This window comes from Massilia terrae (assembly GCF_024753145.1).
Lineage (GTDB): Bacteria > Pseudomonadota > Gammaproteobacteria > Burkholderiales > Burkholderiaceae_D > Telluria > Telluria terrae.
In genome coordinates, this window is the sequence record NZ_JANUGU010000008.1 from 42323 (window position 1) to 68167 (window position 25845).

Annotated in this window: 29 protein-coding genes; 6 read left to right on the forward strand and 23 right to left on the reverse strand. The window is 64.1% G+C overall.

Translation table 11 applies throughout. From position 1 onward, the window contains the following. Positions 1-94 precede the first annotated feature (94 nt). From NX778_RS19775 to paaA, 11 genes are all read right to left on the reverse strand, one after another. Entirely contained in the window at positions 95-688 is a 594-nt protein-coding gene (locus NX778_RS19775) for a phenylacetic acid degradation protein PaaY (RefSeq protein WP_258813513.1), read from the reverse strand. Position 689: 1 nt separating this feature from the next. Continuing rightward, complete coding sequence (gene pcaF / locus NX778_RS19780; RefSeq protein WP_258813514.1) at positions 690-1895, reverse strand: 3-oxoadipyl-CoA thiolase; 1206 nt, start codon at positions 1893-1895, stop codon at positions 690-692. 19 nt (positions 1896-1914) lie between these two features. Further along, positions 1915-3201: a phenylacetate--CoA ligase PaaK gene (paaK, locus tag NX778_RS19785; RefSeq protein WP_258813515.1), complete on the reverse strand. Its 1287-nt coding sequence runs from the start codon at positions 3199-3201 to the stop codon at positions 1915-1917. A 13-nt stretch (positions 3202-3214) separates the two neighbouring features. After that, positions 3215-3652 carry a hydroxyphenylacetyl-CoA thioesterase PaaI gene (paaI, locus tag NX778_RS19790; RefSeq protein ID WP_258813516.1) on the reverse strand — a complete coding sequence of 146 codons (438 nt, stop codon included), beginning with the start codon at positions 3650-3652 and terminating at the stop codon, positions 3215-3217. Next, entirely contained in the window at positions 3642-5198 is a 1557-nt protein-coding gene (gene paaH / locus NX778_RS19795) for a 3-hydroxyacyl-CoA dehydrogenase PaaH (RefSeq protein ID WP_258813517.1), read from the reverse strand. The genes paaI and paaH overlap by 11 nt, the downstream gene beginning before the upstream one ends. Before the next feature lies 1 nt (position 5199). Further along, complete coding sequence (paaG, locus tag NX778_RS19800) at positions 5200-5991, reverse strand: 2-(1,2-epoxy-1,2-dihydrophenyl)acetyl-CoA isomerase PaaG (protein ID WP_258813518.1); 792 nt, start codon at positions 5989-5991, stop codon at positions 5200-5202. A gap of 167 nt (positions 5992-6158) precedes the next feature. Next, the gene (paaE, locus tag NX778_RS19805) at positions 6159-7235 is read right to left on the reverse strand and encodes a 1,2-phenylacetyl-CoA epoxidase subunit PaaE (protein WP_258813519.1); all 1077 of its coding nucleotides are present in this window, start codon (positions 7233-7235) and stop codon (positions 6159-6161) included. A gap of 7 nt (positions 7236-7242) precedes the next feature. Beyond that, positions 7243-7758 (reverse strand): 1,2-phenylacetyl-CoA epoxidase subunit PaaD, encoded by a 516-nt coding sequence (gene paaD, locus NX778_RS19810; RefSeq protein ID WP_258813520.1) that lies wholly within the window; start codon positions 7756-7758, stop codon positions 7243-7245. Further along, positions 7758-8510 (reverse strand): 1,2-phenylacetyl-CoA epoxidase subunit PaaC, encoded by a 753-nt coding sequence (paaC, locus tag NX778_RS19815; protein ID WP_258813521.1) that lies wholly within the window; start codon positions 8508-8510, stop codon positions 7758-7760. The genes paaD and paaC overlap by 1 nt, the downstream gene beginning before the upstream one ends. A gap of 7 nt (positions 8511-8517) precedes the next feature. Then, positions 8518-8802 carry a 1,2-phenylacetyl-CoA epoxidase subunit PaaB gene (gene paaB / locus NX778_RS19820; protein ID WP_258813522.1) on the reverse strand — a complete coding sequence of 95 codons (285 nt, stop codon included), beginning with the start codon at positions 8800-8802 and terminating at the stop codon, positions 8518-8520. Positions 8803-8940: 138 nt separating this feature from the next. Next, positions 8941-9930 carry a 1,2-phenylacetyl-CoA epoxidase subunit PaaA gene (paaA, locus tag NX778_RS19825; RefSeq protein ID WP_258813523.1) on the reverse strand — a complete coding sequence of 330 codons (990 nt, stop codon included), beginning with the start codon at positions 9928-9930 and terminating at the stop codon, positions 8941-8943. Between the two features lie 92 nt (positions 9931-10022). On the opposite strand from paaA, the gene NX778_RS19830 reads away from it, so the two are divergent. Continuing rightward, the gene (locus tag NX778_RS19830; protein WP_258813524.1) at positions 10023-10955 is read left to right on the forward strand and encodes a PaaX family transcriptional regulator; all 933 of its coding nucleotides are present in this window, start codon (positions 10023-10025) and stop codon (positions 10953-10955) included. A 52-nt stretch (positions 10956-11007) separates the two neighbouring features. Continuing rightward, entirely contained in the window at positions 11008-12141 is a 1134-nt protein-coding gene (locus NX778_RS19835) for a M14 family metallopeptidase (RefSeq protein ID WP_258813525.1), read from the forward strand. A 155-nt stretch (positions 12142-12296) separates the two neighbouring features. Here the strand turns inward: NX778_RS19835 and NX778_RS19840 are convergent, their stop codons facing one another. The 4 genes from NX778_RS19840 to pmbA all read right to left on the reverse strand — a co-directional run bounded on the left by NX778_RS19840 (position 12297) and on the right by pmbA (position 15503). Further along, positions 12297-12662: a carboxymuconolactone decarboxylase family protein gene (locus NX778_RS19840; RefSeq protein WP_258813526.1), complete on the reverse strand. Its 366-nt coding sequence runs from the start codon at positions 12660-12662 to the stop codon at positions 12297-12299. Between the two features lie 2 nt (positions 12663-12664). Next, entirely contained in the window at positions 12665-12859 is a 195-nt protein-coding gene (locus NX778_RS19845) for a YgaP family membrane protein (protein WP_258813527.1), read from the reverse strand. A 100-nt stretch (positions 12860-12959) separates the two neighbouring features. Then, positions 12960-13964 carry a DUF4214 domain-containing protein gene (locus NX778_RS19850; protein ID WP_258813528.1) on the reverse strand — a complete coding sequence of 335 codons (1005 nt, stop codon included), beginning with the start codon at positions 13962-13964 and terminating at the stop codon, positions 12960-12962. Between the two features lie 186 nt (positions 13965-14150). Then, entirely contained in the window at positions 14151-15503 is a 1353-nt protein-coding gene (gene pmbA, locus NX778_RS19855; protein ID WP_258813529.1) for a metalloprotease PmbA, read from the reverse strand. 90 nt (positions 15504-15593) lie between these two features. Here pmbA and yjgA point away from each other — a divergent pair, with 90 nt between their 5' ends. The 3 genes from yjgA to NX778_RS19870 are packed head-to-tail and all read left to right on the forward strand — an operon-like array spanning position 15594 to position 17454. Further along, the gene (gene yjgA / locus NX778_RS19860; protein WP_258813530.1) at positions 15594-16184 is read left to right on the forward strand and encodes a ribosome biogenesis factor YjgA; all 591 of its coding nucleotides are present in this window, start codon (positions 15594-15596) and stop codon (positions 16182-16184) included. Then, positions 16168-16785: a molybdopterin adenylyltransferase gene (mog, locus tag NX778_RS19865; protein WP_258813531.1), complete on the forward strand. Its 618-nt coding sequence runs from the start codon at positions 16168-16170 to the stop codon at positions 16783-16785. Before yjgA ends, mog begins: the two co-directional genes overlap by 17 nt. 3 nt (positions 16786-16788) lie before the next feature. Further along, entirely contained in the window at positions 16789-17454 is a 666-nt protein-coding gene (locus NX778_RS19870; protein WP_258813532.1) for an alpha/beta hydrolase, read from the forward strand. A gap of 103 nt (positions 17455-17557) precedes the next feature. Here the strand turns inward: NX778_RS19870 and NX778_RS19875 are convergent, their stop codons facing one another. From NX778_RS19875 to NX778_RS19910, 8 genes are all read right to left on the reverse strand, one after another. Continuing rightward, complete coding sequence (locus NX778_RS19875; RefSeq protein ID WP_258813533.1) at positions 17558-18112, reverse strand: carboxymuconolactone decarboxylase family protein; 555 nt, start codon at positions 18110-18112, stop codon at positions 17558-17560. A 57-nt stretch (positions 18113-18169) separates the two neighbouring features. Then, positions 18170-19321: a low temperature requirement protein A gene (locus NX778_RS19880; protein WP_258813534.1), complete on the reverse strand. Its 1152-nt coding sequence runs from the start codon at positions 19319-19321 to the stop codon at positions 18170-18172. 26 nt (positions 19322-19347) lie between these two features. Continuing rightward, entirely contained in the window at positions 19348-20013 is a 666-nt protein-coding gene (locus NX778_RS19885; RefSeq protein ID WP_258813731.1) for a YoaK family protein, read from the reverse strand. A gap of 51 nt (positions 20014-20064) precedes the next feature. Next, complete coding sequence (locus NX778_RS19890; RefSeq protein WP_258813535.1) at positions 20065-21159, reverse strand: porin; 1095 nt, start codon at positions 21157-21159, stop codon at positions 20065-20067. Continuing rightward, positions 21156-21608, reverse strand: a complete 453-nt coding sequence (locus NX778_RS19895; RefSeq protein WP_258813536.1) for a DoxX family protein — start codon at positions 21606-21608, stop codon at positions 21156-21158. The genes NX778_RS19890 and NX778_RS19895 overlap by 4 nt, the downstream gene beginning before the upstream one ends. An 11-nt stretch (positions 21609-21619) precedes the next feature. Next, positions 21620-23515 (reverse strand): amidohydrolase, encoded by a 1896-nt coding sequence (locus tag NX778_RS19900; protein WP_258813732.1) that lies wholly within the window; start codon positions 23513-23515, stop codon positions 21620-21622. Between the two features lie 144 nt (positions 23516-23659). Continuing rightward, complete coding sequence (locus tag NX778_RS19905; protein WP_258813537.1) at positions 23660-23932, reverse strand: XapX domain-containing protein; 273 nt, start codon at positions 23930-23932, stop codon at positions 23660-23662. Positions 23933-23996: 64 nt separating this feature from the next. Beyond that, positions 23997-24689, reverse strand: a complete 693-nt coding sequence (locus NX778_RS19910; RefSeq protein ID WP_258813538.1) for a hydrolase — start codon at positions 24687-24689, stop codon at positions 23997-23999. A 176-nt stretch (positions 24690-24865) separates the two neighbouring features. Here NX778_RS19910 and NX778_RS19915 point away from each other — a divergent pair, with 176 nt between their 5' ends. Continuing rightward, positions 24866-25792: a LysR family transcriptional regulator gene (locus NX778_RS19915; protein WP_258813539.1), complete on the forward strand. Its 927-nt coding sequence runs from the start codon at positions 24866-24868 to the stop codon at positions 25790-25792. Positions 25793-25845 lie beyond the last annotated feature (53 nt).

Consider the following 25845-nt stretch of genomic DNA (forward strand, 5'->3'; position numbering starts at 1 on the left):
ACGTCGTCCCCGCGAAGGCGGGGACCCATGCTGAGCGTGCAGTCACGCGGTCTATGGGTCCCCGCCTGCGCGGGGACGACGGTGTCTCAGCTACCTATTTTGGTTTGTGCAGCTCCGCACCGAACTCGATGCCACGCCGGTTCGGCTCCACTTCCGTCAACGCTTCCACTTCGCGCATGGTCTGCAGCGAGCGCACATTCAGCTCGTGGTACTGCTGCGTGCCAAAGCTCTTCCACTTCACGTCATCATCCGTCAGCTCGCGCACGACGCGCGCGGGTGCGCCCATGACCAGCGAACGCGGCGGAATGATCATTCTCGCCTTTACAAAGCTCATGGCCGCAACGATCGATTCTTCGCCCACCACCGCGCCGTCCATCACCACCGCGTTCATGCCCACCATCGCATTGCGCTTGACGCGGCAGCCGTGCAGCACCGCGCCGTGGCCGATGTGGCCGTCCACTTCGACCACGGTTTCCTCGCCGGCGAAGCCGTGCATCACGCAGGTGTCTTGCAGGTTCGCGCCCTCTTCCAGCACCAGCCGCCCGAAGTCGCCGCGCATCGATGCCAGCGGGCCGATGTAGCAGCGCGGGCCGACAATCACGTCGCCGATCAGCACCGCGCTGGGATGCACGTAGGCGCTCGGATGCACGACCGGCCGCACGCCGTTGATCTCATAGACCTTCACCATCTCACACCCGCTCGACGATCAGCGCGATGCCCTGGCCGACGCCGATGCACATCGTGCACAGCGCGTAGCGGCCGCCGGTACGGTGCAGCTGGTTGACGGCCGTCGTCACCAGCCGCGCCCCGGATGCGCCCAGCGGGTGGCCGATCGCGATAGCGCCGCCGTTCGGGTTCACGTGCTCGGCGTCGTCCGGCAGCCCGAGGTCGCGCGTGACCGCCAGCGCCTGCGCGGCGAAGGCTTCGTTCAGCTCGATTACGTCCATTTGCTGGAGCGTCAGCCCTGTCATCGCCAGTACCTTCTTCGATGCCGGCGACGGGCCAAAGCCCATGATCCGGGGCGGCAGGCCCGCGGTGGCCATGCCGACGATGCGGGCGCGCGGCGCCAGGCCGAACTTCTCGACAGCCGCTTTCGACGCGATCAGCAGCGCGCAGGCGCCGTCATTGACGCCGGATGCGTTGCCCGCAGTGACCGTGCCGTCCGCGATGACGATCGGCTTGAGCTTGTGCAGCGCTTCCATCGTGGTGTCCGGCCGCGCATGTTCGTCGTGCTCGAAGATGTGCGGATCGCCCTTCTTTAGCGGAACGTGCACAGGCACGATCTCGTCGCGGAAGAAGCCCGCAGCCTGCGCCTTGGCCCAGCGCTGCTGGCTGCGCAGCGCGAAATGGTCCTGGTCTTCGCGGTTGACCTTGAATTCGAAAGCCACGTTCTCCGCCGTCTCCGGCATGGAGTCGATGCCGTAGCGGGTCTTCATCACCGGGTTGACGAAGCGCCAGCCGATGGTGGTGTCTTCAATCTTCGCCGCGCGCGAGAACGCGCTATCGGCCTTGCCCATCACGAAAGGCGCGCGCGTCATGCTCTCCACGCCGCCAGCGATGATGAGATTGGCCTCGCCGGCCTTGATCGCGCGCGCCGCCATGCCGACGGCGTCCAGGCTGGAACCGCACAGGCGGTTGATGGTGGTGCCCGGCACTTCGACCGGCAGCCCGGCCAGCAGCGCGGCCATGCGCCCGATGTTGCGGTTGTCCTCGCCGGCCTGGTTGGCGCAGCCGTAGTAGACGTCGTCCACGGCGGCCCAGTCCACGCCGCGGTTGCGTTCCATGAGCGCGGCGATCGGCAGCGCGGCCAGGTCGTCCGCCCGCACCGTGGCGAGCGAGCCGCCGTAGCGGCCGAACGGGGTGCGGATGGCATCGACAATATATGCGTCAGTCACGATATCTCTCCTGGTGTGTTCAGTGTTTGGGCCGCTTGTCGACCACGCGCCGGGCCTTGCCGGTCAGCGTGCGCTCGATGCCCTGCGACGGCAGCAGCGTCACCCGCGTGGTGACGCCGATATTGGTCTTGATACGGTACTGCAGCTCGCGCGCGAGCGCATCCACGGTGTCGTGCGCAGCTTCCTCGCGCAGCTCGGCCAGCACTTCGAGCGTGTCGAGGTGGCCTTCGCGCGCCAGCACCAGCTGGTATTGCGGCGCCAGCGCGGGCATCTTCAGGATCAGCTCCTCGATCTGGCTCGGGAACACGTTCACGCCGCGGATGATCATCATGTCGTCCGAGCGGCCGGAGATCTTGCCCATGCGGCGCATCGAGCGCGCGGTGGGCGGCAGCAGCCGCGTGAGGTCGCGCGTGCGGTAGCGGATGATTGGCAGCGCTTCCTTGGCCAGCGAAGTGAATACCAGCTCGCCCTCTTCGCCGTCGGGCAGAACCTCGCCGGTATCGGGGTCGATGATCTCGGGGTAGAAGTAGTCTTCCCAGATCACCGGGCCGTCCTTGGTCTCGACGCATTCGCTGGCCACACCCGGCCCCATCACCTCGGACAGGCCGTAGATGTCGACCGCGTCGATGCCGGCGCGCGCTTCGATTTCGGCACGCATCGCGTCGGTCCATGGCTCGGCCCCGAAGATACCGATGCGCAGCGAGGACCGGGCCGGATCGAGGCCCTGGCGCTCGAACTCCTCGATCAGGTTCAGCATGTACGAGGGCGTGACCATGATGATCGAAGGCTTGAAGTCGTCGATCAGCTGCACCTGCTTTTCGGTCTGCCCGCCCGACATCGGCACCACCGTGCAACCCAGGCGCTCGGCGCCGTAGTGGGCGCCAAGGCCACCGGTGAACAGGCCGTAGCCGTAGGCCACGTGGACCATGTCACCGGGCCTGCCGCCCGCGGCGCGGATCGAACGCGCGACCAGGTTGGCCCAAGTGTCGATGTCGTTCTTCGTGTAGCCGACCACGGTAGCCTTGCCGGTGGTGCCGGACGAGGCGTGGATGCGCACCACCTGCTCGCGCGGCACGGCGAACATGCCGAAGGGGTAGTTGTCGCGCAGGGTCTTCTTGTCGGTGAAGGGGAATTTCGCGAGGTCGGACAGCGACTTCAGGTCGTCCGGATGCACCCCGGCTTCATCGAAGGCGGCGCGGTAGTGCGCGACCTTGTCGTAGGCGTGGCGCAGGCTCCAGCGCAGGCGCTCCAGCTGCAGGGCCTGCAGTTCGTCGCGGCTGGCGCGTTCGATCGGTTCCAGGTCCATATTCCCTCCCCGTTCAAGCGGGCAGCTCGACCACGTGGCCGCTGACGCGGTGCGATTTGCCGCGGAAGAGCGCGACCTTGCGCCCTTCCTGGTTGGTGACGACGATGTCGTACACACCGGTCCTGCCGGCCAGCGCCTGCTCGACGGCTTCGGCGGTCAGCACGTCGCCTTCGCGGCCCGGCGCCAGGTAGTCGATGCTGCAGCCCGCGCCGACGGTGGCGTAGTTGTGCGAGTTGCAGGCGAAGGCGAAGGCGCTGTCGGCCAGCATGAAGATGTAGCCGCCGTGGCAGGTGGCGTGCCCGTTGAGCATGTCGGCGCGCACCGGCATCGACATGCGCGCGTAGCCAGGACGGATTTCGTCGAGTGTCATGCCGAGCTTCTGGCTGGCGGCATCGCGCTCGTACATGGTCTTGCCGGCCAGTTCAGCCAGCGCCTGCGGATCACTGTGCATGGAAGTGCGCTCCCGCCGCGAGTTTGCGGCGCAGCAGCGGCGACACGCGATAGCGGTCTTCGCCATAGCCGGCCGCGAGGTTCGACAGCACCGCCACGATGTGCGCGAGGCCGGCGGAATCGGCCCAGGCCAGCGGGCCGCGCGGATAGTTGACGCCCTTGCGCATCGCGGTGTCCACGGCGCCGGCGCTGCACACGCCCTGGTTGACGGCGTCGGCGGCCTCGTTGGCCAACATCGCCACCGTGCGCATCACGGCCATGCCTGGCACGTCGTCCAGACGGGTGACGGTGAAGCCGGCCGCCTGGAACAGGCCGACGGCGGCACTCCATGCCTGCTCGCTGCACTGGTCGGCGCGCGCGAGGGCGATGCGCTTCGCTTCGGCGGTGTCGAGCAGCAGGTCGTACACGACGGTATCCGCGTAGCCGCTGGCGGCCGCGCGCTCGGTCGCGGTGCGGCCATCGCTCAGGTAGATGGCGGCGCCGCCGCAATGGAAGCCCGGCGGGTCGCGCCGCGCGTTGAGGGTCGGGCGCAGGTGCACGACGTCGAATCCGGCGTCACGCAGGCGCTGCTCCATTGGCCGGACGAAGGCGTGTTCCTGGTCGGTTTCGAAGCCGACGTTGACGCCGGTGGGACGCGGCTGCGGCGCCTCGGCTTGCGGTTCGGGCCTGGCCGCGTCGTCGCTGTAGCGGTAGAAGCCGCGGCCGCTCTTGCGGCCCAGGAAGCCGGCGTTGACCAGCTCCTGCTGCAGGATTGACGGCGTGAAGCGCTGGTCACCGTAGTAGGCATCGCACACCGATTGCGTGACCGAGAAGTTGACGTCGTGGCCGATCAGGTCCATCAGCTCGAATGGACCCATGCGGAACCCGCCGCAGTCGCGCATCACGGCATCGATGGTGGCCGGATCGGCGGCGCCCTCCAGCAGCAGGCGCAGCGCCTCCGCATAGTAAGGACGGGCCACGCGGTTGACGATAAAGCCCGGCGTCGATTTCGCGTGCACGGGTTCCTTGCCCCAGCTTGCGGCGGTGGCGTACACGACATCGGCCGCCTCGCGGCTGGTGGCCAGGCCGCTGATCACTTCGACCAGCGCCATCAGCGGCACCGGATTAAAGAAGTGCATGCCGACCAGGCGTTCCGGCCGGCGCAAGGGCGCTGCGATCGAGGTGATCGAGATCGACGAGGTGTTGGTCGCGAGGATGCAGCTGTCGCGCACGATGCCTTCCAGCTCGCCGAACAGCTTGCGCTTGACGTCGAGGTTCTCGACCACGGCCTCGATCACCAGCACGGCGTCGGCCAGGTCGTTCAGCGAGGCCGCCGGCTGCAGGCGCTCGTGCGCGAGGTCGGCTTCGGCGGCGCCCATGCGGCCTTTCTCGACCAGCTTGGCGTAGGTCTTGGCGATGTCGGCGATAGCCTTGGAGACGGCTTCGGTGCGGGTGTCGTACAAGCGCACTTCGTGGCCGGCGGCAGCCGCTACCTGCGCGATGCCGGCGCCCATTGCGCCGCTGCCGACCACGGCGACGATGCTGCCTTTGGGGAGTGCGTTCGGCATGTCATTCCCCCTTGAATTCGGCCGGGCGCTTGGCCATGAAGGCGGCCACGCCCTCGCGGTAGTCGTGGCTGTAGCCCAGCTCGCGCATCATGTCCGCTTCCAGCTGCAGCTGCTGCGGCAGGGTGTTGGCGTAGCTGGCCTGCAGCGCTTTCTTGGTGAAAGCGAGGCCCTTGGTGGGCGCGGTGGCGAAGTGGCGCGCCATCTTCATCGCCTCGGGCATCAGCTCTTCGTCGGCGACGGCGCGCCAGATCAGGCCCCATTCCTCAGCCTTTTCGGCGGACAGCTTCTCGCCCAGCATGGCCAGGCCGGTGGCGCGCGCCATGCCGATCATGCGCGGCAGGTGCCAGGTGCCGCCGGTGTCGGGGATCAGGCCGAGCTTGCAGAAGGCTTCGATGAAGGAGGCGGATTTCGCGGCGAGCACGATGTCGCAGGCCAGCGCGAGGTTGGCGCCGGCGCCGGCGGCCACGCCGTTGACGGCGCAGATCACCGGCATCGGCAGGGAGCGCAGGGTCAGGACCAGCGGGGCGTAGAACTGCTCGACGGAGGCGCCGAGGTCGACGCCGGGGGAGCCGGGTTCGACGGCGCGGTCGGACAGGTCCTGGCCGGCGCAGAAGCCGCGGCCCGCGCCGGTCAGCACCATCACGCGCACGGATTTGTCGGACTGGACTCGCGCCAGGGCGTCGCGCACTTCGAGGTGCATCGCCTGGGTGAAGCTGTTCAGCTTATCCGGGCGGTTGAGCGTCAGCGTCGCGACGCCGTCCTCGATGCTGAGCTGGATCGATTCGTAGGTCATATTGTTATCGTCTCCTCTATCCGCACACTCCGTCGTCCCGGCGAAGGCCGGGACCCATAGACACTTCGGGCCGTCGAACGCTGTGCAGCACTTCATGCGTTCTATGGGTCCCGGCCTTCGCCGGGACGACGGTGCTTTAGTTTGCGTGGTTCTCGGTGTCTTGCAGCTTATTCCGCGATGTCGAAATCCAGTACTACCTTGTCTGTCAGGGGAAACGCCTGGCAGCTGAGCACAAAACCGCGCGCCACTTCGTAGTCTTCGAGCGCGTAGTTCACGTCCATTTCAACCTGGCCTTCGATCACCTTGCAGCGGCATGTCGAGCACACGCCGCCCTTGCAGGAGTAGCGCATGTCCAGGCCCGCGCGCAGGCCCGCATCCAGCACCGATTCCTTGTCCTGCTCCATGCTGTAGCTGGCCGCGCTGCCGTCCATGATCACCGTGACCTCGGTCTGGTGGCGCGCGCCCGCCTCCACCTTGCGCGGCTTGTGCTCGTGTTTCGGAATGCTGGCGGCGAACAGCTCGATGCGGATCTGCTCCTTGGCCAGACCCGCCTCCTGCAGCGCCGCGGACACGCCGTGCATCATCTCTTCCGGCCCGCAAATGAAGGCGACGTCGATGTCGGCCACGTCGATCCAGCGCTCGAAGAAGTGCGCGCACTTCTCGCGCGTGATTCGGCCGTTGAACAGGTCGATATCCTGCTGCTCGCGGCTCATCACGTACACGATGCGCAGGCGGTCGAGGTAACTGTCCTTCAAATCGGTCAGCTCGTCGCGGAAGATCACCGACGAGGTGGCGCGGTTGCCATAGACCAGCGTGAAATGGCTCTTCGGCTCGGCCATCAGGGTGGTCTTGATGATCGACAGGATCGGCGTGATGCCGCTGCCCGCCGCGAAGGCGAGGTAGTGCTTCTCGTTGGACGACGACAGCGGGACGTTGAAGTGTCCCATCGGCGGCATCACATCCAGCTGCATGCCCGGCTGGAGCGCTTCGTTGGCCCAGCTGGAGAACATGCCGCCCGGCGTGCGCTTGATCGCCACGCGCAGCGTCTCGTCCTGCACCGCCGAGCAGATCGAGTACGAGCGGCGCACATCCTCTCCGTCGATCATCGCGCGCAGCGTCAGGTGCTGGCCCTGCTGGTAGGCGAAGGCCTGCTTCAGTTCATTGGGGACGTCGAAGGTGACGGCGATGGCGTCGCGCGTTTCGTGACGCACCTTGGCCACGGTGAGTGGATAGAATTTGCTCATGGTCGTGCTAGTGGCACTTGAAATAGTCGAAGGGCTCGCGGCAGTCCAGGCACTTGTACAGCGCCTTGCATGGCGTCGAGCCGAACTGGCTGGTGAGCTGCGTGTGCTTCGATCCGCAGCGGGGACAGGCGACTTCCGGCTCCGGCGCGCGGCGTGACACGCGCGAATGCAGGCCGCTGATGTCGATCGCCTGCTGCGCCGGCGGCGCGATGCCATAGCCCTTGAGCGCGGCCCGGCCGGCATCGCTCATCCAGTCGGTGGTCCACGCCGGCGACAGCTGGCTGCGCACCTTCACCCTGGGCAGGCCGCGCTTTTTCAGCTCGGCGGCGACCGCTTCCTCGATCACCTGCATCGCCGGGCAGCCGGAATAGGTCGGCGTGATCGTGACCACGCACTCGCCGCCTTCGAACGCCACGTCGCGCACGATGCCGAGGTCCACCACCGAGATCACCGGGATCTCGGGGTCGGACACCTCGTCGAGCCAGGCCCACACCTGCTCGGCCGTGACGTGGCGCGCGTCCATCACCATTCGGCTCCCGGGTAAGCGCGCTGCAGGAACTGCATCTCGGCCAGGATGTAGCCGAGGCGTTCGGTGTGGCGTCCCTGCTTGCCGCCGCGCTGCATATAGGTTTCCAGCGGCGGCACCTCGAGCGTGGCTTCGTCGAAGATCTCGGCGACGTGCTGCAGGAAGGCGGCGCGCAGCGGCTGCGAGGCCGGGGCCACGCCCTGCGCGACCATCGCCTCGTCGACGGCGTCGTAGATGAACATCTCGCCAGTGAAGCGCCATAGTTCGTCGGCCGCGGCCTGCATGCGCGCATGGCTCTCGGCGGTGCCGTCGCCCAGGCGCACCACCAGGTCGCCGCTGCGGCGCAGGTGGTAGGTCGCTTCCTTCAGCGCCTTCTCGGCGATGCCGGCGATGCGCTGGTCGTTGGAGTTGGTCAGCGCTTCGAGCAGGAAGTAGTGCCAGGTGTCGAAGTAGAACTGGCGCATCAGCGTGTCGGCGTAGCTGCCGTTGGGCTGCTCGAGCAGCAGGCAGTTGCGGAAACCGCCGGCGTCGCGCAGGAAGGCCAGCTTGTCCTCGTCGCGGCCCGCGCCTTCGAGTTCGCCGGCGTAGGTCAGCCACATGCGGGTTTGGCCGAGCAGGTCGAGCGCGATGTTCGACAGCGCCATGTCTTCTTCCAGCGCCGGGCCCTTGCCGGTCCACTGGCACAGCTGCTGGGCGAGGACGAGCGCGTTGTCGCCCTGGCGCAGAAGGTATTCGAATTTCTCGTTCACGGCGCGCTCACAGGTTCTTGACTTCTTCCGGCATCGGGAAGAAGGTCGGGTGGCGGTACACCTTGCTGTTGGAAGGTTCGAACAGCGCGTCCTTGTCGGCCGGGCTGGAAGCGATGATGTCGGACGCTTTCACGACCCAAATCGAGACGCCCTCGTTGCGGCGCGTGTAGACGTCGCGCGCGTTGTTGATCGCCATCTCGGCGTCCGGTGCGTGCAGGCTGCCCACGTGCTTGTGCGCGAGGCCGTGCTGGCTGCGGATGAATACTTCCCACAGCGGCCATTCTTTGCTCATTGCTGTCTCCGTTGTGCTAGCTACCGCCGTCGTCCTCGCGAACGCGGGGACCCCATTTTGCGTGAGCGGCTGCGCCTCTAAAATGGGGTTCTCCGAGGGGCGCCTAGCCCCTTCGCGGGAACGACGGCAACTATAAGGTTAGGCCGCGGCTTTTTTTGCCGACTTCTTGTCCGCATGCGCCACCAGCGCATCGCGGAACCACTGCCCGTCCTCGTACGCATTGACGCGCGTGGCCAGGCGCTCCTTGTTGCAGGGGCCGTTCCCCTTGAGGACGTTGTAGAACTCGTCCCAGTCGATCTCGCCGAAGTCGTAGTGGCCGCGCTCCTCGTTCCACTTCAAATCGGGATCCGGGATGGTCAGGCCGAGGTATTCGGCCTGGGGCACGGTCTGGTCGACCATGCGCTGGCGCAGTTCGTCGTTGGAGAACAGCTTGATCCGCCAGTTCATCGACTGCGCGCTGTTGACCGAGTCGCCATCCGGCGGCCCGAACATCATCAGCGACGGCCACCACCAGCGGTTCAACGCGTCCTGCGCCATCGCCTTCTGCTCCGGCGTGCCTTTGGCCAGCTGCATCATCAGGTCGTACCCCTGGCGCGCGTGGAAAGCCTCTTCCTTGCAGACCCGGATCATCGCCCGCGAGTACGGGCCGTACGAGCAGCGGCACAGCGGCACCTGGTTGGTGATCGCGGCGCCGTCCACCAGCCAGCCGATGGCGCCCATGTCGGCCCAGGTCAGCGTCGGGTAGTTGAAGATGCTCGAATACTTGGCCTTGCCGGCATGGAGCGCTGCGAGCAGCTCGTCGCGCGACACGCCCAGCGTTTCGGCGGCGCTGTACAGGTACAGGCCGTGGCCTGCCTCATCCTGGATCTTGGCCAGCAGGATGGATTTGCGTTTGAGCGAGGGCGCGCGCGTAACCCAGTTCCCTTCCGGGAGCTGGCCGACGATCTCGGAGTGCGCGTGCTGGGAAATCTGGCGGATCAGGGTCTTGCGGTAAGCCTCGGGCATCCAGTCCTTCGGCTCGATCTTCACGCCCGCGTCGATACGAGCCTGGAACGCCTGCTCCTGTTCGCTCATATCCTCGACGGACTGGACCTTTTTGAGGCCAGTGTCGACCATTTGTGCGTACATTGTTGTCTCCGTTGCATTCGTTTGCAAACCATAATACGATACAAAAATCTCGATGTATAGCGAAATTTTGAATCATATTGAGCGGTAAAACCATGACAGAAACGACCTGCGGCGAGTGGATCGCGCGCTTTCTCGCCGCCGACCCGCCGCGCTCCAAATCGCTCGTGATGACGGTGCTGGGCGACGCCATTGCGCCGCACGGCGGGGCAGTCTGGCTGGGCAGCCTGATCGAGCTGGTGGAGCCGCTGACGGTCACCGAGCGGCTGGCGCGCACCAGCGTGTTCCGGCTGGTGCAGGAGGGCTGGCTGAACGCGAGCCGCGAAGGCCGCCGCAGCCGCTACGCGCTGGAGCCGGCTTCGCTGCCGCGCCTGCAGCGCGCCAACCGCCGCATCTACAGCGCGCCGGGGCTGGGCTGGGACGGGCGCTGGACCGTGCTGCTGGCGCCGAACGGCACCCTGCCCGCCGACCTGCGCGCCACCTTGCGCAAAGAGCTGCAGTGGGAAGGCTATGCGATGCTGTCGGCCGGCGTGATGGCCCACCCCTCGTACGAGCCGGAGGCGCTGGACGATATCCTGCACCGCAACGGTGGCGACGGCCGCCTGTTCGCCTTCGCCGCGAGCACGCTGCCGGACGTGGCCTCGCGCCCGGTGCCGGACCTGGTCGACGAAGGCTGGGACCTGTCGGCGGTGGTCGAGCGCTTCCAGCACTTCGTCGACACCTTCACGCCGCTGCTGGAGCTTCTGCAGGCGGGACCGCCGGCCGATGCGGCCACCGCGTTCGCGATCCGCACGCTGCTGGTGCACGCCTACCGCCGCGTACTGCTCCACGATCCGCGCCTGCCACTGGAGCTGCTGCCGCCGGTCTGGCCCGGCACCTACGCCTACGAACTGGCGCGCGCCATCTACCTGCGCACCTGGGAAGCGGCCGAGGCCCACCTGGTGGCCGCGCTGCGGCGCGAAGACCCGGCAGCGCCGTCGGCGGACGACGCCTTCTACCGCCGGTTCGGGGGACTTTCCCGTGCCTGAAAAGCGAGTATCATCGCGGCTTCGGAATCATCATCGCAACCAGGGAACACCCATGCCCATCAAGATCAGCAGCCAGTTCGACGCTGGCGCGATCGAGGTCGTGAACGCCACAAGCGCGAACGCCATCGATCTGAACATCCGCAAGGATTCGCACGCCGACATCGTCCAGTGGTTCTACTTCCGCCTGCAGGGCGCGCAGGGCGAGCCGTGTACCATCCGCTTCCTCAACGCCGCCAAGGCTGCCTATCCGGCCGGCTGGGAAGGCTACCAGGCGATGGCCAGCTATGACCGCGTCAACTGGTTCCGCGTCCCCACCAGCTACGACGGCGGCGTGATGACGATCGAGCATACGCCGGGCATGGACAGCGTCTACTACGCCTACTTCGAGCCGTATTCCTGGGAGCGCCACCTGGAGCTGCTGGACCGCGCGCAGATGTCCGAGCACGTGCGCATGCTCGACCTGGGCTCGACCATCGACGGCCATGACCTGAACATGCTGGTGATCGGCGAGCCGGCCGAAGGCAAGAAGAAGGTGTGGGTGATCGCACGCCAGCATCCGGGCGAGACGATGGCCGAGTGGTTCGTCGAAGGCATGCTCGATGCGCTGCTGGATCCGGCCAACCCGTTCGGCCGCCAGCTGCTGAACGAGTCGGTGTTCTACGTGGTCCCGAACATGAACCCGGACGGCGCAGTGCGCGGCAACCTGCGCACCAATGCCACCGGCGCGAACCTGAACCGCGAGTGGATGAACCCGAGCATGGAGCGCAGCCCCGAGGTCTACCTGGTGCTGGAGAAAATGAAGGAAACCGGCGTCGACGCCTTCCTCGACGTGCACGGCGACGAGGGCCTGCCCTACGTGTTCCTGGCCGGCAGCGGCGAACTGCCGGACTTCACCGAGCAGCAGCGGGCGTGGGAGAAGACGTTCTCGGACGATTACCTGATCGCCAGCCCGGACTTCCAGGACCAGCACGGCTACCCGAAGGGCAACTTCAGCAACGAGACCTTGACGATGGGCTCGCCCAACATCACGCACCGCTTCGGCTGCCTGTCGCTGACGCTGGAGCTGCCGTTCAAGGACAACGCCAACGACCCGGACCCGCAAGTAGGCTGGGACGGCGCCCGCAGCGCGCGCCTCGGCGCGGCCGTGCTGCAGCCGCTGCTGAACCACGTACGCTCGCTGAAGTAAGCACCGGATCAGCGTAGCTACAAGCATGAACGTCATTCCCGCGAACGCGGGAATCCCATTTCCCTGGCGTCTCGCCAAGGGACGCCATATCGATGCACGTGCAAAATGGGGTTCCCGCTTCCGCGGGAACGACGACTTAAGTCACGGAGCGTTTTTTACAGCTCGTCCTGTCTCCCCGCCGAAAACTCCTTGAAGGCGGCGATCGCGTTGGCCGAATACATGAGAGACGGCCCTCCGCCCATGTACACCGCCATCGCCAGCACTTCTTCCACCTCGGCAAGGGTCGCCCCCAGCTGCACCAGCGCTTTGGCGTGGAAGCCAAGGCAGGCATCGCAGCGCGCGGCCACGCCGAGCGCCAGCGCGATCAGCTCCTTGGTCTTCTTGTCGAGCGCCCCGACGGCGCTGGCGGCGCGCGCCAGGTCATTGAAGCCTTTCATCACGTCCGGCAAATCCGCGCGCATGGTCGCCAGGTTCTTCGATACCGATCGCGTCAGCTCGTCGTAGTTTGGAATCGCCGCCATCGTCAGCCCCGCTTGCGTTCGCAGGTGCGCAGGCCGAACGGCAGGTAGGCCGGGCAGAAGCGAAACACGCCGGTCACCAGCGGCAGCAAGCCGATCCAGCCCCAGGCGCCGATCCAGCCGGCGAGCGTCGCGCCGATCAAGGCGACGCCGACGATGTTGCGCAGTACACGGTCCATCCCACCCACATTCGCTTTCATGCTTCTTCCTCCTTGAACACTTGCGCAATTGCGAATGTAATCAAGGATGCAGGCGGCGAGGAATGAAGCAGGTTAAGCTTTTTGGACCGCTCGTGCCGTTTCAGAGCGTCATGATCGGTGCATCGACCACCAGGCCAACCCCGATCACGCCCACGCTCAGCTGCACGTTTTCCGGGCTGTCGCTGATCAGGGTGAGCACCTGTTCGGTCGTGGCCGCATGCCGGTCGAGCACGCCCACCCAGAAGTCGACGCCGGCCTGATCGCCCGCCCGGTGCAGGATGTGCTGGTAGAAGGCGTTCACCAGCTCGGTATTGCTCTTGCCGCCGTACAGCGACTGGTATTCGGCCGACTTGACGAATTCACGCGCGATGGAGGTCAGCGAGGCGCCGCTCTCCATCTGGTGTTCCCAATAGCCGATGCCTGGGGCGTCCGGCAGCCGGTCGAGCGCGGCCTGGTACAGGCGGAAGATCTGCCCGCTGGCGCCGTGCACGTCGATCGGCAGGAACACCTTGTCCGAGAACTCGATCATCTCGACGCTGTGCAAGCTATCCCTGCTGCCGCCCTTGTTATCGGAAACGGTATAGTTATCGAGCACGCCATCGATGCCGGAGCGCGCGATGGTGTAATCGGCCAGCTTGCCGCTGTAGCGCACGATATCGAAGCCGCGGCCGCCGTCCAGCATATTGTTGCCCGAGCCGCCATCGATCACGTCATCGCCATCCCCAGCGACGATCGTGTCGTTGCCGGCGTAGCCATACAGCAGGTCACGGCCGCTGCTGCCGACGATGGTGTCGTCGCCGCCCAGCATATAGGCGAAAGCAGCCGTGGAGTCGGTCACATTGTCGACCAGGTTGGCCATGGTCTTGGCGTCCAGCGACAGGCCGGTCACCTTGAAGACTTCCGCGCCGGACTGCAGGAGCGTGACCTGGTTGATGGTCCCCGCGATCGAAGAGTCGGTGGTGACCAGGAAGGTTCCTGCCAGAATGATCTTCTGCTGCGAATTATTGGTGTAAGTGAGGCCGAGGACCGTGTCGGACAGCGTCCAGTTCCAGTCCGTGAGATGGCCGAAAGAAAAGTTTGCCTGCGAGATTGTGAGGTTTGCCATGTTTTTCCAATAGTCGAAAGAATTGGTACAGGGCAGCACCGGGCGCCCGTCCCTTAGCAGGTTTCGGGACGGGAAGTTGTCGAAACGCCCATGCCGATACCGTATTGACACGGTAGCACGGGTGTTTGCGGCATTTGCCGCTAAATTGTCGTCAAGTTGTCATCACCGGCCACAAGCCGTGACACATCAGCCGCCGGCGACGACCATCTTGCCGATCAGGATGGAGCCGGTGGATTTGTTGCCGCGCGTGAGCACGTCATTGCCGATGGCGACGATGTCGCGGAACATGTCTTTCATATTGCCGGCGATGGTAATTTCCTCGACCGGGTACTGGATGACGCCATTCTCGACCCAGTAGCCGGAGGCGCCGCGCGAATAGTCGCCGGTGACGTAATTGACGCCCTGCCCCATCAGCTCGGTGACCAGCAGGCCGCGGTCCATCTTGCGCAGCATGCCGGCGAAGTCGTCGGCGCGCTTGGTATTGGTGGACAGGAATTCGAGGTTGTGCGAGCCGCCGGCATTGCCGGTGGTCTGCATGCCCAGCTTGCGCGCCGAGTAAGACGACAGGAAATAGCCCTGCAGCACGCCGTTATCGATGACCTTGCGGCGCACGGTGCGCACGCCTTCCTCGTCGAACGGGGAGGAGCCCATGGCGCCGACCAGGTGCGGGTCTTCGACGATCTGGATGTGGTCCGGGAACACCTGCTGGCCGAGCGAATCGAGCAGGAAGCTGGACTTGCGGTACAGCGCGCCGCCCGAGGTGGCTTGTACGAAGGCGCCCAGCAGCCCGGCGGCGAGCGGGGCTTCGAACAGCACCGGGCAGGTGCGGGTGTCGAGCTTGCGCGCATTCAGGCGCGCCAGGGCGCGCTCGGCGGCATAGCGGCCGACCTGTTCGGCGTCGGCCAGCTTCTTGGGGTCACGCGCCGAGCTGTACCAGTCGTCGCGCTGCATCTTGCTGCCCTTGCCGGCGATCGGCGCGACCGCCAGCGTGTGGCGCGAAAACGGGTAGCCGGCACAGAAGCCGAGCGAGTTGGCGGCCACGAAGTGGGTCTGCTGGACGTAGACGCTGGCGCCTTCGCTGTTGGTGACGCGCGGGTCCACCGCAAACGCAGCATCTTCGCAACGCTTGGCCAGGGCCACCGCTTCTTCGGTCGAGATGGTCCAGGGATGGCACAGGCGCAGGTCGCGCGGGTTCATTTCCAGCAGTTCGGCTTCCGGCAGGCCGGCGCAGTCATCTTCGGCGGTGAAGCGGGCGATGTTGTAGGCCGCTTCCACGGTGGCCTTCAGCGAGGCGGGCGCGAAATCGGAGGTGTTGGCATGGCCGCGGCGCTGGCCGCAGTAGACCGTGATGCCGATGCCCTTGTCCTTGTTTTGCTCGATGGTCTCGACATTGCCCTTGCGCACCGAAACCGCGAGCCCGGAACCCTCGCTCACCTCCACCGATGCGCTGCTGGCGCCCTGTTCGCGGGCAAAGCCAAGCATGTCCTGGGCCAGTTGCTTGAGCTGATCCTGGGTGTAGGTGAAGACGGACTCGTTCATGTCGTGTTTTCGTGGCGGGCGTTAAAACAGTTATCATAGCAGCCGTTCATTGTTTTTACTGATCGGCCTCGCGCCAATCGGATCATCGCCATGCCAAACGCAAACCGTGGCTCGGTGGGCTTCCAGTCCAACGAGTTCGAACAGAAATACGAGCGCCCCTCCAAATCGGAGATGAAGCGTCAGAGTAACGACCTGCAGAAGCTCGGCGAGCAGCTGGTCGCCGAGCCGCGCGACCGCGTCAAGCGGGTGCCGATGCCGGACCACGTGCGCGACGCGATCCTGATGTGCCAGACCATCAGCAACCACGAAGGCCGCCGCCGCCAGATGCAGTACGTGGGCAAGATGATGCGCACCCTCGACGAGGAGGAAGTGGCGGTCATCCAGCGCACCATCGACAGCTGGAAGGGCATGTCCAAGGCCGAGACGGCGGCGCTGCACGCGCTCGAACGCCGCCGCGACAAGCTGCTGGCCGACGACAAGGCGCTGACCGAGCTGCTGGCCGAGCATCCGGAGCTGGACGGCCAGCACCTGCGCACCCTGATCCGCAACGCCCGCAAGGAACAGGCCGACAGCAAGCCGCCCAAGGCCTACCGCGAAATCTTCCAGATCCTGAAGGACCTGGGCAAGGCGGCGCCCGCCGCGGCCGACGACGAGGTGGACGAGGATGCCGACGCCGAATGAGGAACTGGTGGTCGGGCTGGTGTCGATCTCGGACCGCGCCAGCGGCGGCGTCTACGAGGACAAGGGCATCCCTGCCCTGTCGGACTGGCTGGCGGCCGCGCTGGCCACGCCCTACCGCCTGGAGACACGCCTGATCGCGGACGAGCGCGCGCAGATCGAGGCGACGCTGACCGAGCTGGTGGACCGCCGCCGCTGCCACCTGGTGCTGACCACCGGCGGCACCGGCCCGGCGCGGCGCGACGTCACGCCGGAAGCCACGCTGGCCGTGGGCACCAAGGAGATGCCGGGCTTCGGCGAGCAGATGCGCCAGATCAGCCTGCGCTTCGTGCCGACCGCGATCCTGTCACGCCAGGTGGCGGTGATCCGCGAGACCGCCGACCACGCCGCGCTGATCATGAACCTGCCGGGCCAGCCGAAGTCGATCAAGGAGACGCTGGAGGGCCTGAAGGACGCGGACGGCAATGTGGTCGCCGGCGGCATCTTCGCCGCGGTCCCCTACTGCGTCGACCTGATTGGCGGCCCCTACATCGAAACCAATCCGGCCGTGTGCGCGGCATGGCGGCCGAAGAACGCGCAGCGCCCGCAGCCTGCGAAGGAATAAGCAATGACCCTGCTCGAACATATCCAGATCGAGACCGGCCCCAATCCCACCGCCGCCATCATCTGGATGCACGGCCTGGGCGCGGACGGCAACGACTTCGTCCCGCTGGTGCAGGAGCTCGACTACACCGGCCTGCCGGCGATCCGCTTCGTGTTCCCGCATGCGCAGACGATGCCGGTGACGATCAACGGCGGCTACGTGATGCGCGCTTGGTACGACATCACCGGCGCGGAGCTGACCCGGCGCGAGGATGAGAGCGGCCTGCGCGAATCGCAGCGCCAGATCGAGGCGCTGATCGCGCGCGAGAAGGAGCGCGGGATTCCGGCGTCGAAGATCATCCTGGCGGGCTTCTCGCAGGGCTGCGCGATGACGCTGCAGACGGGCCTGCGCCATCCGGAGAAGCTGGCGGGCATGCTGTGCCTGTCGGGCTACCTGCCGCTGGCCGACAAGACCGCGGCCGAGCACACGCCGGAGAGCCTGCAGGTGCCGATCTTCATGGCGCACGGGCGCCAGGATCCGGTGGTGCCTTTCATCCGCGCGGAGCAGTCGCGCGATGCGCTCAAGTCGCTCGGCTACCAGGTCGAGTGGCACGAGTACATGATGCAGCATTCGCTGTGCATCGAAGAGGTCCGCGATATCAATGCGTGGCTGCGCAAGGTGCTGGCCTGAAAATCGCACGTCGTCCCGGCGCAGGCCGGGACCCATGGACACGCAGCGTAGCCGCACACTCAGCATAGGTCCCGGCCTGCGCCGGGACGACGGTATCGAGGGCCTATTCAGGCAGCGGCGCGGCAGTTGAAGGCGGCACCTCCGTCCGCGCCGTATTCATCACCATCGCCAGCAAGGTGTAGTACCCGTTCAGCCCCATGAGATCGACCACGCCCTGCTCGCCGAACAGGGCCAGCGCTTCTCCATACGTGTGATCCGACACCTGCTTGTCGCGATGAAGCTCCACGCAGAATGCATGGACCACCGCCTCATCCACCAGCATGCCCTCCGGCTGCTCGCGCCGTGCGATGGCGTTGATGACGTCGGGCGGAATGCCCATCTGCGCCGCGATCGGCGCGTGAATCGCCCACTCGACCTGCTGGTTCCATGCGCGCGCCGTCACCAGGATTGCCAGCTCGGACAGGCGCACCCCGATCGCGCTGCGGTAGCGCAGGTACTCGCCCATCCGCTGTGCATGCCCCATCAGCTCCGGGCTGCGCAGCAGCGGTACGAAAGGGCCGTACACCGCGCCCCGTGGACCATCGATGATGGCTTGGGCCGCCACCTTCTGGTCCTCATTGAGTTCGTCGAAAGCGATGGGAGGTAATCGATCTGCCATGATGGCGAAATCGTACACCACGTTCTTCTGCTTGTGCAGATGAGCCAGGTCGATCTTCTAGCTTTTGGGTGACGCCCAATAGAACCGGTTTCTTACAAAAACGGAGATCGCGAGCAAGGCAGCAATCCATTCCAGCGCATAAGGAAAAAACATACTGCACAGGAGGACCAGCCCGGCAACCGCCAGGAGAAGAGAGCGCAGTGACCCAAGCGGAGATTGTCGATCACGAACGAGCCAAAGCGCACTCAAATACATGGAAACTGGAACGCCAATGGCCAGGGCGGCGCTCTTTCCGACGCTTGCTCCACTTCCAGTTGACCCAAGAAATATCGCGATACCCGCAGACATCGCAGCCCCACCCGCAAACAGAAAATAGTGTCCATAAGCCCAGGTAAAAACTGTCTTGGGACGGCGACTACGTAGTTGCTTATGGCGGTCGAAATAGAGCCCCCACATCGAAAATGCGATGATCGAACAGAGGCCGGCAAGCCAGAAGTGCCGGAAATCCGGAACCGGCGCGTACGAAATGATCAGCGCAACAGATGCGAAACTTTCATAAAGAACGATGATATTGAAGGAGTTGTAGCGATCGATGATGTGATCGTGATGCCAATTACTTGCACCGCGCCGCTCCGCTACCAGCGGTACCATCAACTCCCCAACGGCACCGAGCGCGAAGAGCAGGAAATAAAAGGGAGCCTGCTGCGGCAGCATGATAATCAAGGTGTTCCAGTAGACCTGCATCGCGGCGATACCGACGATATATCGCACTGCTGTCGGGCGCACGTGGCGATCGCCGATTGCAGCCCCAATCCATAGAAGGATCATGCCGATCCGCATGATGCTGAAGCCAATCAGGACGAGCCATTGATGGCGGTCCGCCATGCTGCTCTGAATTCCGCCTGCGAGGGTCAAGGACCCGAACATGATGAACATCGAAACAGCACGGAACGCCGTCGATTTGTTGTCATAGCCGGATGCGAACCAGGTGTAGTTCGCCCAGGCCAGCCACGTCATGAAGAAATTGCTGGCGAATCGGGCAATCCCCTGGTCGACATGATTCGCTTTGATGTCCTGTACCAGCACGAGCGAACAAACTCCTACCGCCGTTGCTGTAGCAAGATCGAACATCAATTCAAGCGATGTCGAACTGCGGTGCGCCTCTTCGCGGTCGCGTGGCGGCAAGCTCAAGGAATGAAAGGTACGCAAGGCATGCCTGCTCTGGCAGTCAATCTCTACTTGGCCGCTTTATTTGGTGCGTAAAACAGACCGAGCAGGACCAGGATCAATGCTGGCACCAACATCCCTGCCACCCCAACCGTCACTTGCGCCAAAGCACCTGCCGCGCAGCCCAGTACAAATCCACACACCAGAACGATCGAGGTCAAGGACTGGCCCCACTCTTCAGGCTTTTCTGAATAACCAATGAGGCGACGTGCAACGCCGATTGCGAGCCCCGCAATGTTGCCTGTCATCAGAGAAAAAGGCGGGCCAAGCCTGGTGTCGAGTCGATTAATTCCCGTCAACATGCCCATTGCCGTGACCGTGACGAGGGCGCAGGCCGATGTTGGCCCATTAAAAAGGGCGAAAAACGCGGCTGAAGCCATCAGGACCGCCGCAAGGATAACGGTCCAGAACGTCGCTCGCTCCAGAGGATTTATCCTGGCAACGATGCATGCCGCCACGCCCGCGCCCAGCATGAAGAGGGGGAAGGTCAGGACCTGCAGCCCGCGCAAGCCGCCTTTTTCGTCACCGACGAGCCCCAGGCCGATGAGGACGACGTTTCCCGTCACCAGCCCGACAAAAAGCCCGCCCAGTTGAATGAAGAAAAGTGCATCCGCGTAGCCCGAGACAAAAGACAGGGCCAAGGAGTTCCTCTTCTCACGTAGAACATTCAGCATGATCACGTCCTTTCTTTCACTGGGTTGTTCAAAGCGATCGCTCCGCCCAAATCAAAAATTGTGGCGCATACCTAATACGGTTCCCTTGGCGGTCGCTCCCGGCGAGGTGCCGACGCCGTTGATCGCGAAATCGTAGACCGCATTCTTCTCGTTGTGCAGGTGCGTGTAGTAGGCAAATACGCTGCTACGTTTGGAGAAGTTATAGTCGTAACCAAGCGTGGCATGCATCGCTCCGGTGTCCGCATTCCTGCGCAAGTAGCCGATTCGGGTATTGAGCGGAGCGCTGCCGGTACCGTCGCCAGCGCGAGCGACGCCGAAACGGATCATATGCGGGCCCCATTGGTGAGTGGCCGACAAGTACCAGGCATTCCGCTGCAGTGTGCCGAGCGCGGTTTCGTACCGCAGTCTTTCGCCGATCAAGGAAAGGCGTGTGTGCGCAAAGCTGTAGGACAGGGCGAGCTTGCTGCCACTGTCGTTCAGATGCGGCCCCTGGTATTCATGGTGGCGCTCGGCAGCGGCCACCGCATACCAAGGGCCGCGTTCGTAGATGGCCGCCAGCGAGGTCAAGGAAGGTCTCGCGCCATTTGCCGGGCGTTCTTCGTTCATGCCATGAGTAAGGCGCAGCGAGAAGCCACTCCATTTGGGTGACCAGTAATGCACGCTGTTTTGCTGGCGGCGATCGAACGACGATGTGTCGCTGACATTATCCGCAGTGGCCGCCGAACCATTACCCATGATGCTCATGTAGCCCGCCGTGGTTGGGTAGAAAGGATCGAGGCTCGACGTGGAGTTATTGTAGGAAGTAGTCCAATTGCCGACAAACAGGGTTCCTGCCGGCGTATCCAGGCCAACCCGCGTGTCGCGCTGGGCAGGACTGCCGGCGCCGGTGTCGGGCGAAAGCGTACCCTCGATCTGGAAGATGGCCTTGATGCCGTTCCCGACCTTCTCCTCTCCACGAAAACCCAGCACCGAGCGGTTGTTCGACAGCCGGGTCATGCGCACATCATTGCCTTTGGCGTCTGCCGAGTTATTCACCCGTTCGAGGCCCACGTTCAGGCGGCCATAAATTTCCACGCCATCGCTCTGCGCGCTGGCCTGGCCGGAGTACAGGGCGAGGCTGGCGACGATCAAGGATAGGGTCTTCATATTTTTCCTGATTCGTCCCCGTGCAGATCCAGCCAGGCGATCAACAGGAAACCTCCCACGAGCCCCAAGTGCTCGTAGAAGGCGTTTTCAGCGCCAAAGCGTCCCGGTCCCGCGGGCAGTTCCCAATAGCGCAAAGCTAGGCCGGTCGCCAGCAGCGTGAATCCCGCCAGTCCGAGTGCGCCCAACCAGCGCAGTCGTCCGGTAAGAATCATGAGGGAAGCCCCGAGTTCGAGCACGATCACGGCCGCCGCGAACAAAGGCGCCGGCGCCAGGCCGAAATGGGCCATCTCGCCGAGCGCCCCGTGGAAGTCGGTGAGCTTGACCAGGCCACCTTGCAAATACGCCGCGCACAAACCCAGATATGCGAGCCAGCGTACCGCACGGCTGCCGAAGCCAATCCGGGCAGCCGTTTCCAGGCGGCTTTCAATACCAAGGTTCGTGCTTTTCATCGCAGCTCCTTTCAGACCATCCAGCACGAGCAACCCAGCGCGCCAAAGAAGCCTTTGAGGTCGGAGGCAGGAACGCTCGACGCCCAGGCATTGGCATGGCTGTGGCCGTGCAAGCCGCAACTGCTGCCGCACCCGCAGGCGGCTGCAGCGCGATGACGCACAGGATTCAGCGAGTTTTTGCCCGCGCGTTCCGGTTCACCCCACGCTCCATAACCTTTGAAGGTGCGCGTCGGCGACCAATCGGGCATTGCGGGAGGCAGCGGATTGTCGTCCAGGGACGCAAATTCGCCGTCGCCAAAAACCACCCGGCCGCCCACCACCGTCAGATGCGAGGTCAGGAAGGAAATCTCGTCCTCGGAGACGCTGAAATAATCCTTGCTCGGCACGATGAAGTCCGCGAAATGGCCGGCCTCGATGCGCCCGCGCTTGCCTTCCTCGTTCGAGAACCAGGCGACGTTTTCAGTCCACATGCGCAGCGCGCCTTCCCGGTCGAGCAAATTCGCGCGTGGGTAAAGGCTGGTACCGCCCACAGTCTTGCCGGTGACCATCCACGACAGGGACACCCATGGGTTGTACGAGGCCACACGCGTGGCATCGGTGCCGGCGGAGGTTTTCACACCCCGTTCCAGGATCCGCTTGATCGGCGGGGTCGCTTCCGCGGCCTTGGCGCCATAGCGCTCGACGAAGTATTCACCCTGATAGGCCATCCGGTGCTGAACGGCGATGCCGCCGCCCAGCGCTGCTATGCGGTCGATGGATTTGTCGGAAATGGTTTCGGCATGGTCGAAGAACCAGTTAATGCCGGTCAGCGGGGTGTCGCGGTGCACCTTCTCGAATACATCCAGCGCACGCGAAATGGTTTCGTCATAGGTCGCATGCAAGCGCCACGGCCACTTGTTCTGCACGAGGACGCGAACGACGTCTTCCAGCTCGTTTTCCATCTGCGGCGGCATCTCCGGACGATCGACGCGGAAATCCTCGAAATCGGCGGCGGAATAGACCAGCATTTCACCCGCGCCGTTATGGCGGAAGTAGTCGTCGCCCTGCTTGTATTTGACCGAAGACGTCCATTTCAGGAAATCTTCCTTTTCCTGCTTGGGCTTTTGCGTAAACAGGTTGTAGGCCAGGCGAACGGTAATCTGCTTCGCGTCGGCCAGGCGCTGGATCACCTCGTAGTCCTCGGGGTAATTCTGGAAACCGCCCCCCGCATCGATCACGCCGGTGACGCCGAGGCGGTTGAGTTCACGCATGAAGTGGCGAGTGGAATTGATCTGGTAGTCCAGCGGCAGCTTCGGCCCCTTGGCCAGCGTTGCATACAGGATCGTCGCATTGGGCTTGGCCAGCAGCAGGCCGGTGGGGTTGCCACTGGCATCGCGCATGATCTGGCCGCCCGGCGGCTCGGGGGTGTCCTTGGTGTAGCCGACGGCGCGCAGCGCGGCGCCATTGAGCAAGGCGCGGTCGTACAGGTGCAGCAGGAAGACCGGCGTATCCGGCGCAATGGCATTAATCTCCTCGATGGTCGGCAAACGCCTCTCGACGAATTGATGTTCGGTGAATCCGCCCACCACGCGCACCCATTGCGGCGCCGGGGTGACGGCGACCTGGCGCTTGAGCATGTCCATGGCGTCGGCAAGCGAACGCACGCCATCCCAGCGCAGCTCCATGTTGTAGTTGAGGCCGCCACGCACCACGTGGGTGTGGTTATCGAACAGGCCGGGCAGCACGGCCCGGCGCTTGAGGTCGATGATCCGCGTACCGGCGCCGGCCAGCGGCATTATCTCCGCATCCTGGCCGACAGCCAGGAAGCGTCCATCCTTGATGGCGACGGCACTGGCCACCGGCTTGGCACGATCAAGTGTCGTGATCTGCCCATTGTGGAAGATGATGTCCGGTACAGAGTTGCTCATGGGAGAATTTCCTTTTCTGAACAGTTCAGCAGCTGCGCCGCGAACCAGCGCGCCGTTCAGCGCGACTGCAGATGCCAGCGTGGTCGCGGCTCCAAGAATGTGTCGACGGGATGTCATGCGTCCGCCTTTCTGACAACAGGTGACTCATACGCGATCTTCAGCGGCAGCCTGTTCCGCGGCCTGACGTCCAGGCAACTGCCCGAACACGTGTTGGGTGGCGTCGGACGCGTTGCAGGCGGTCTTGAATGCGGTTCCATTCAACAACTGCTTGCCGACCGGGATGACCTGCTCGCCGACCAGGATGCCAAGCAAGCCGATCAAGGCAACCAGCGGCGGCGCGGGCGAGCGGACATTCAACAGGCTGTAGATGATGCCAACGAGAAGACCGGCGCCAAGGGACAAAATATAGAGTTTCATGGCTCCCTCAAATAGTGAAATGCCGGACGGCGCCGTATTGGCGCCGCCCGGACGTTGATCAGCTTTACTTGGCCGGATTCGGACCGATGCGTTCGCCGTGCTGCACGCGCTCGGGCGCCTTGTGCACCATCGTATACGCATAGTCCACTCCCATGCCATAGGCGCCGGAATGCTCGCGCACGATGGCCATCACGGCATCGTAGGTGTCCTTGCGGGCCCAGTCACGCTGCCATTCCAGCAGCACCTGCTGCCAGGTGACGGGCACGACACCGGCCTGCACCATGCGCTGCATGGCGTAGTCATGCGCAGCGAGCGAGGTGCCGCCCGAGGCATCGGCCACCATGTAGATTTCGTAGTCGGTGTCGTGCATGGCCGACAGCGCGAAGCCGAGATTGCAGACCTCGGTCCACAGGCCGGAGACGATGATTTTCTTGCGGCCCTTGGCGGCATTGGCGGCCAGCGCATCGCGCACGTTTTGATCGTCCCAGGAGTTCATCGAGGAACGTTCAAGAATGCGGTTTTGGGGGAATACTGCGAGCAGTTCAGGGTAGGTCGGGCCGGAAAAGCCATCGGTTTCGACGGTGGTGATCGTGGTGGGGATGTCGAAGGCCTTAGCGGCCTTGGCGAGGCCGACGACGTTGTTCTTGAGAACCTGGCGGTCGATGGATTGAACGCCGAAAGCCATCTGCGGCTGCTGGTCGATGAAGATGAGCTGACTGTTTTGCGGTGTCAGGACTTCGAGGTATTTGCGAGACATGGTGCTCTCCGTATTTTAGTGAGGGGGTTGAAACAGTCGGGACATCTGCTCTGATACTAGGCGAGGAAATGATGACAAGGAAGCCAATATTTGGAATTTCAACTTTTCCATTTCTTACGTAGCAATTCAATCAATGAGAAAATTCACGGATCCGATCATTTGTTTCCAAAGCTGACATGAAAAAGCTACCCGACCTGGAAGCTTGGGCAATCTTCGCGAAAGTGGCGGAGACGGGTTCCTTTGCCCGCGCCGCTGCCGAGCTATCCTTGTCCCAAGCAACGGTATCCAAGGCCATCGCGCGCCTGGAAGAACGCACGCAGGTGACCCTGTTCCATCGCACCTCCCGGCGCATATCGCTGACTGAAAGCGGCCATGCCTCACTGGAGCGGGCAGCCCGCATCCTGGAGGAAGGCGAAGCTGTCGAGGCCGAGGTATCGGACCAGAGCGGCAAGCTGCACGGATTGATTCGCCTGACGGCGCCCATGTCGTTTGGTCTTTCGCGGCTGGCGCCGATCCTGCCGGAATTCATTCAAACCCATCCGGATATCCGGCTGGATGTGCAATTTGACGACCGGCAGGTGGATTTGGTTGCCGACCGATTCGACCTAGGGCTTCGGATTGCCAATCTGGATGATTCCAGCTTGCTGGCGAGAAGACTGTGTCGTGTCAGGATATTGCTGGTCGGTTCCCCGGAATATTTCGAGCGCCACGGCAGGCCGCAGCACCCAAGCGAGCTCGCCGCCCACAAGGTGATGCAATACGCCTATTCGCGCAGCAGCGGATCGACCTGGCGCTTCCGCCACAAGCGCCATGGCGAATTCAGCCTGGCAGTGCCCGCCTGCCTGCATGCCAATAATGCGGATGCCTTGACGCCGGCACTGTTGGCTGGATTGGGCTTGGCGTTGCAGCCTGAATTCCTCGCCTGGCAGCACCTGCAATCGGGCGAATTGGAGACGGTCATGGACGATTGGGAAGCGGAATCCATTGCGCTGCACATCGTCACTCCCCCTGGGCGCCGCAGGCCCGTGCGGGTGCAGACACTGATCGATTACCTGGCGCAGAGGGTTGCTCAAGAGCCATGGGCGAAGGCTGAATCCCGCTAGCGGCCTTGCCTGTTGCGCGAGTGTCCGGGCGGAAAAATATCCGCACAGCTTCC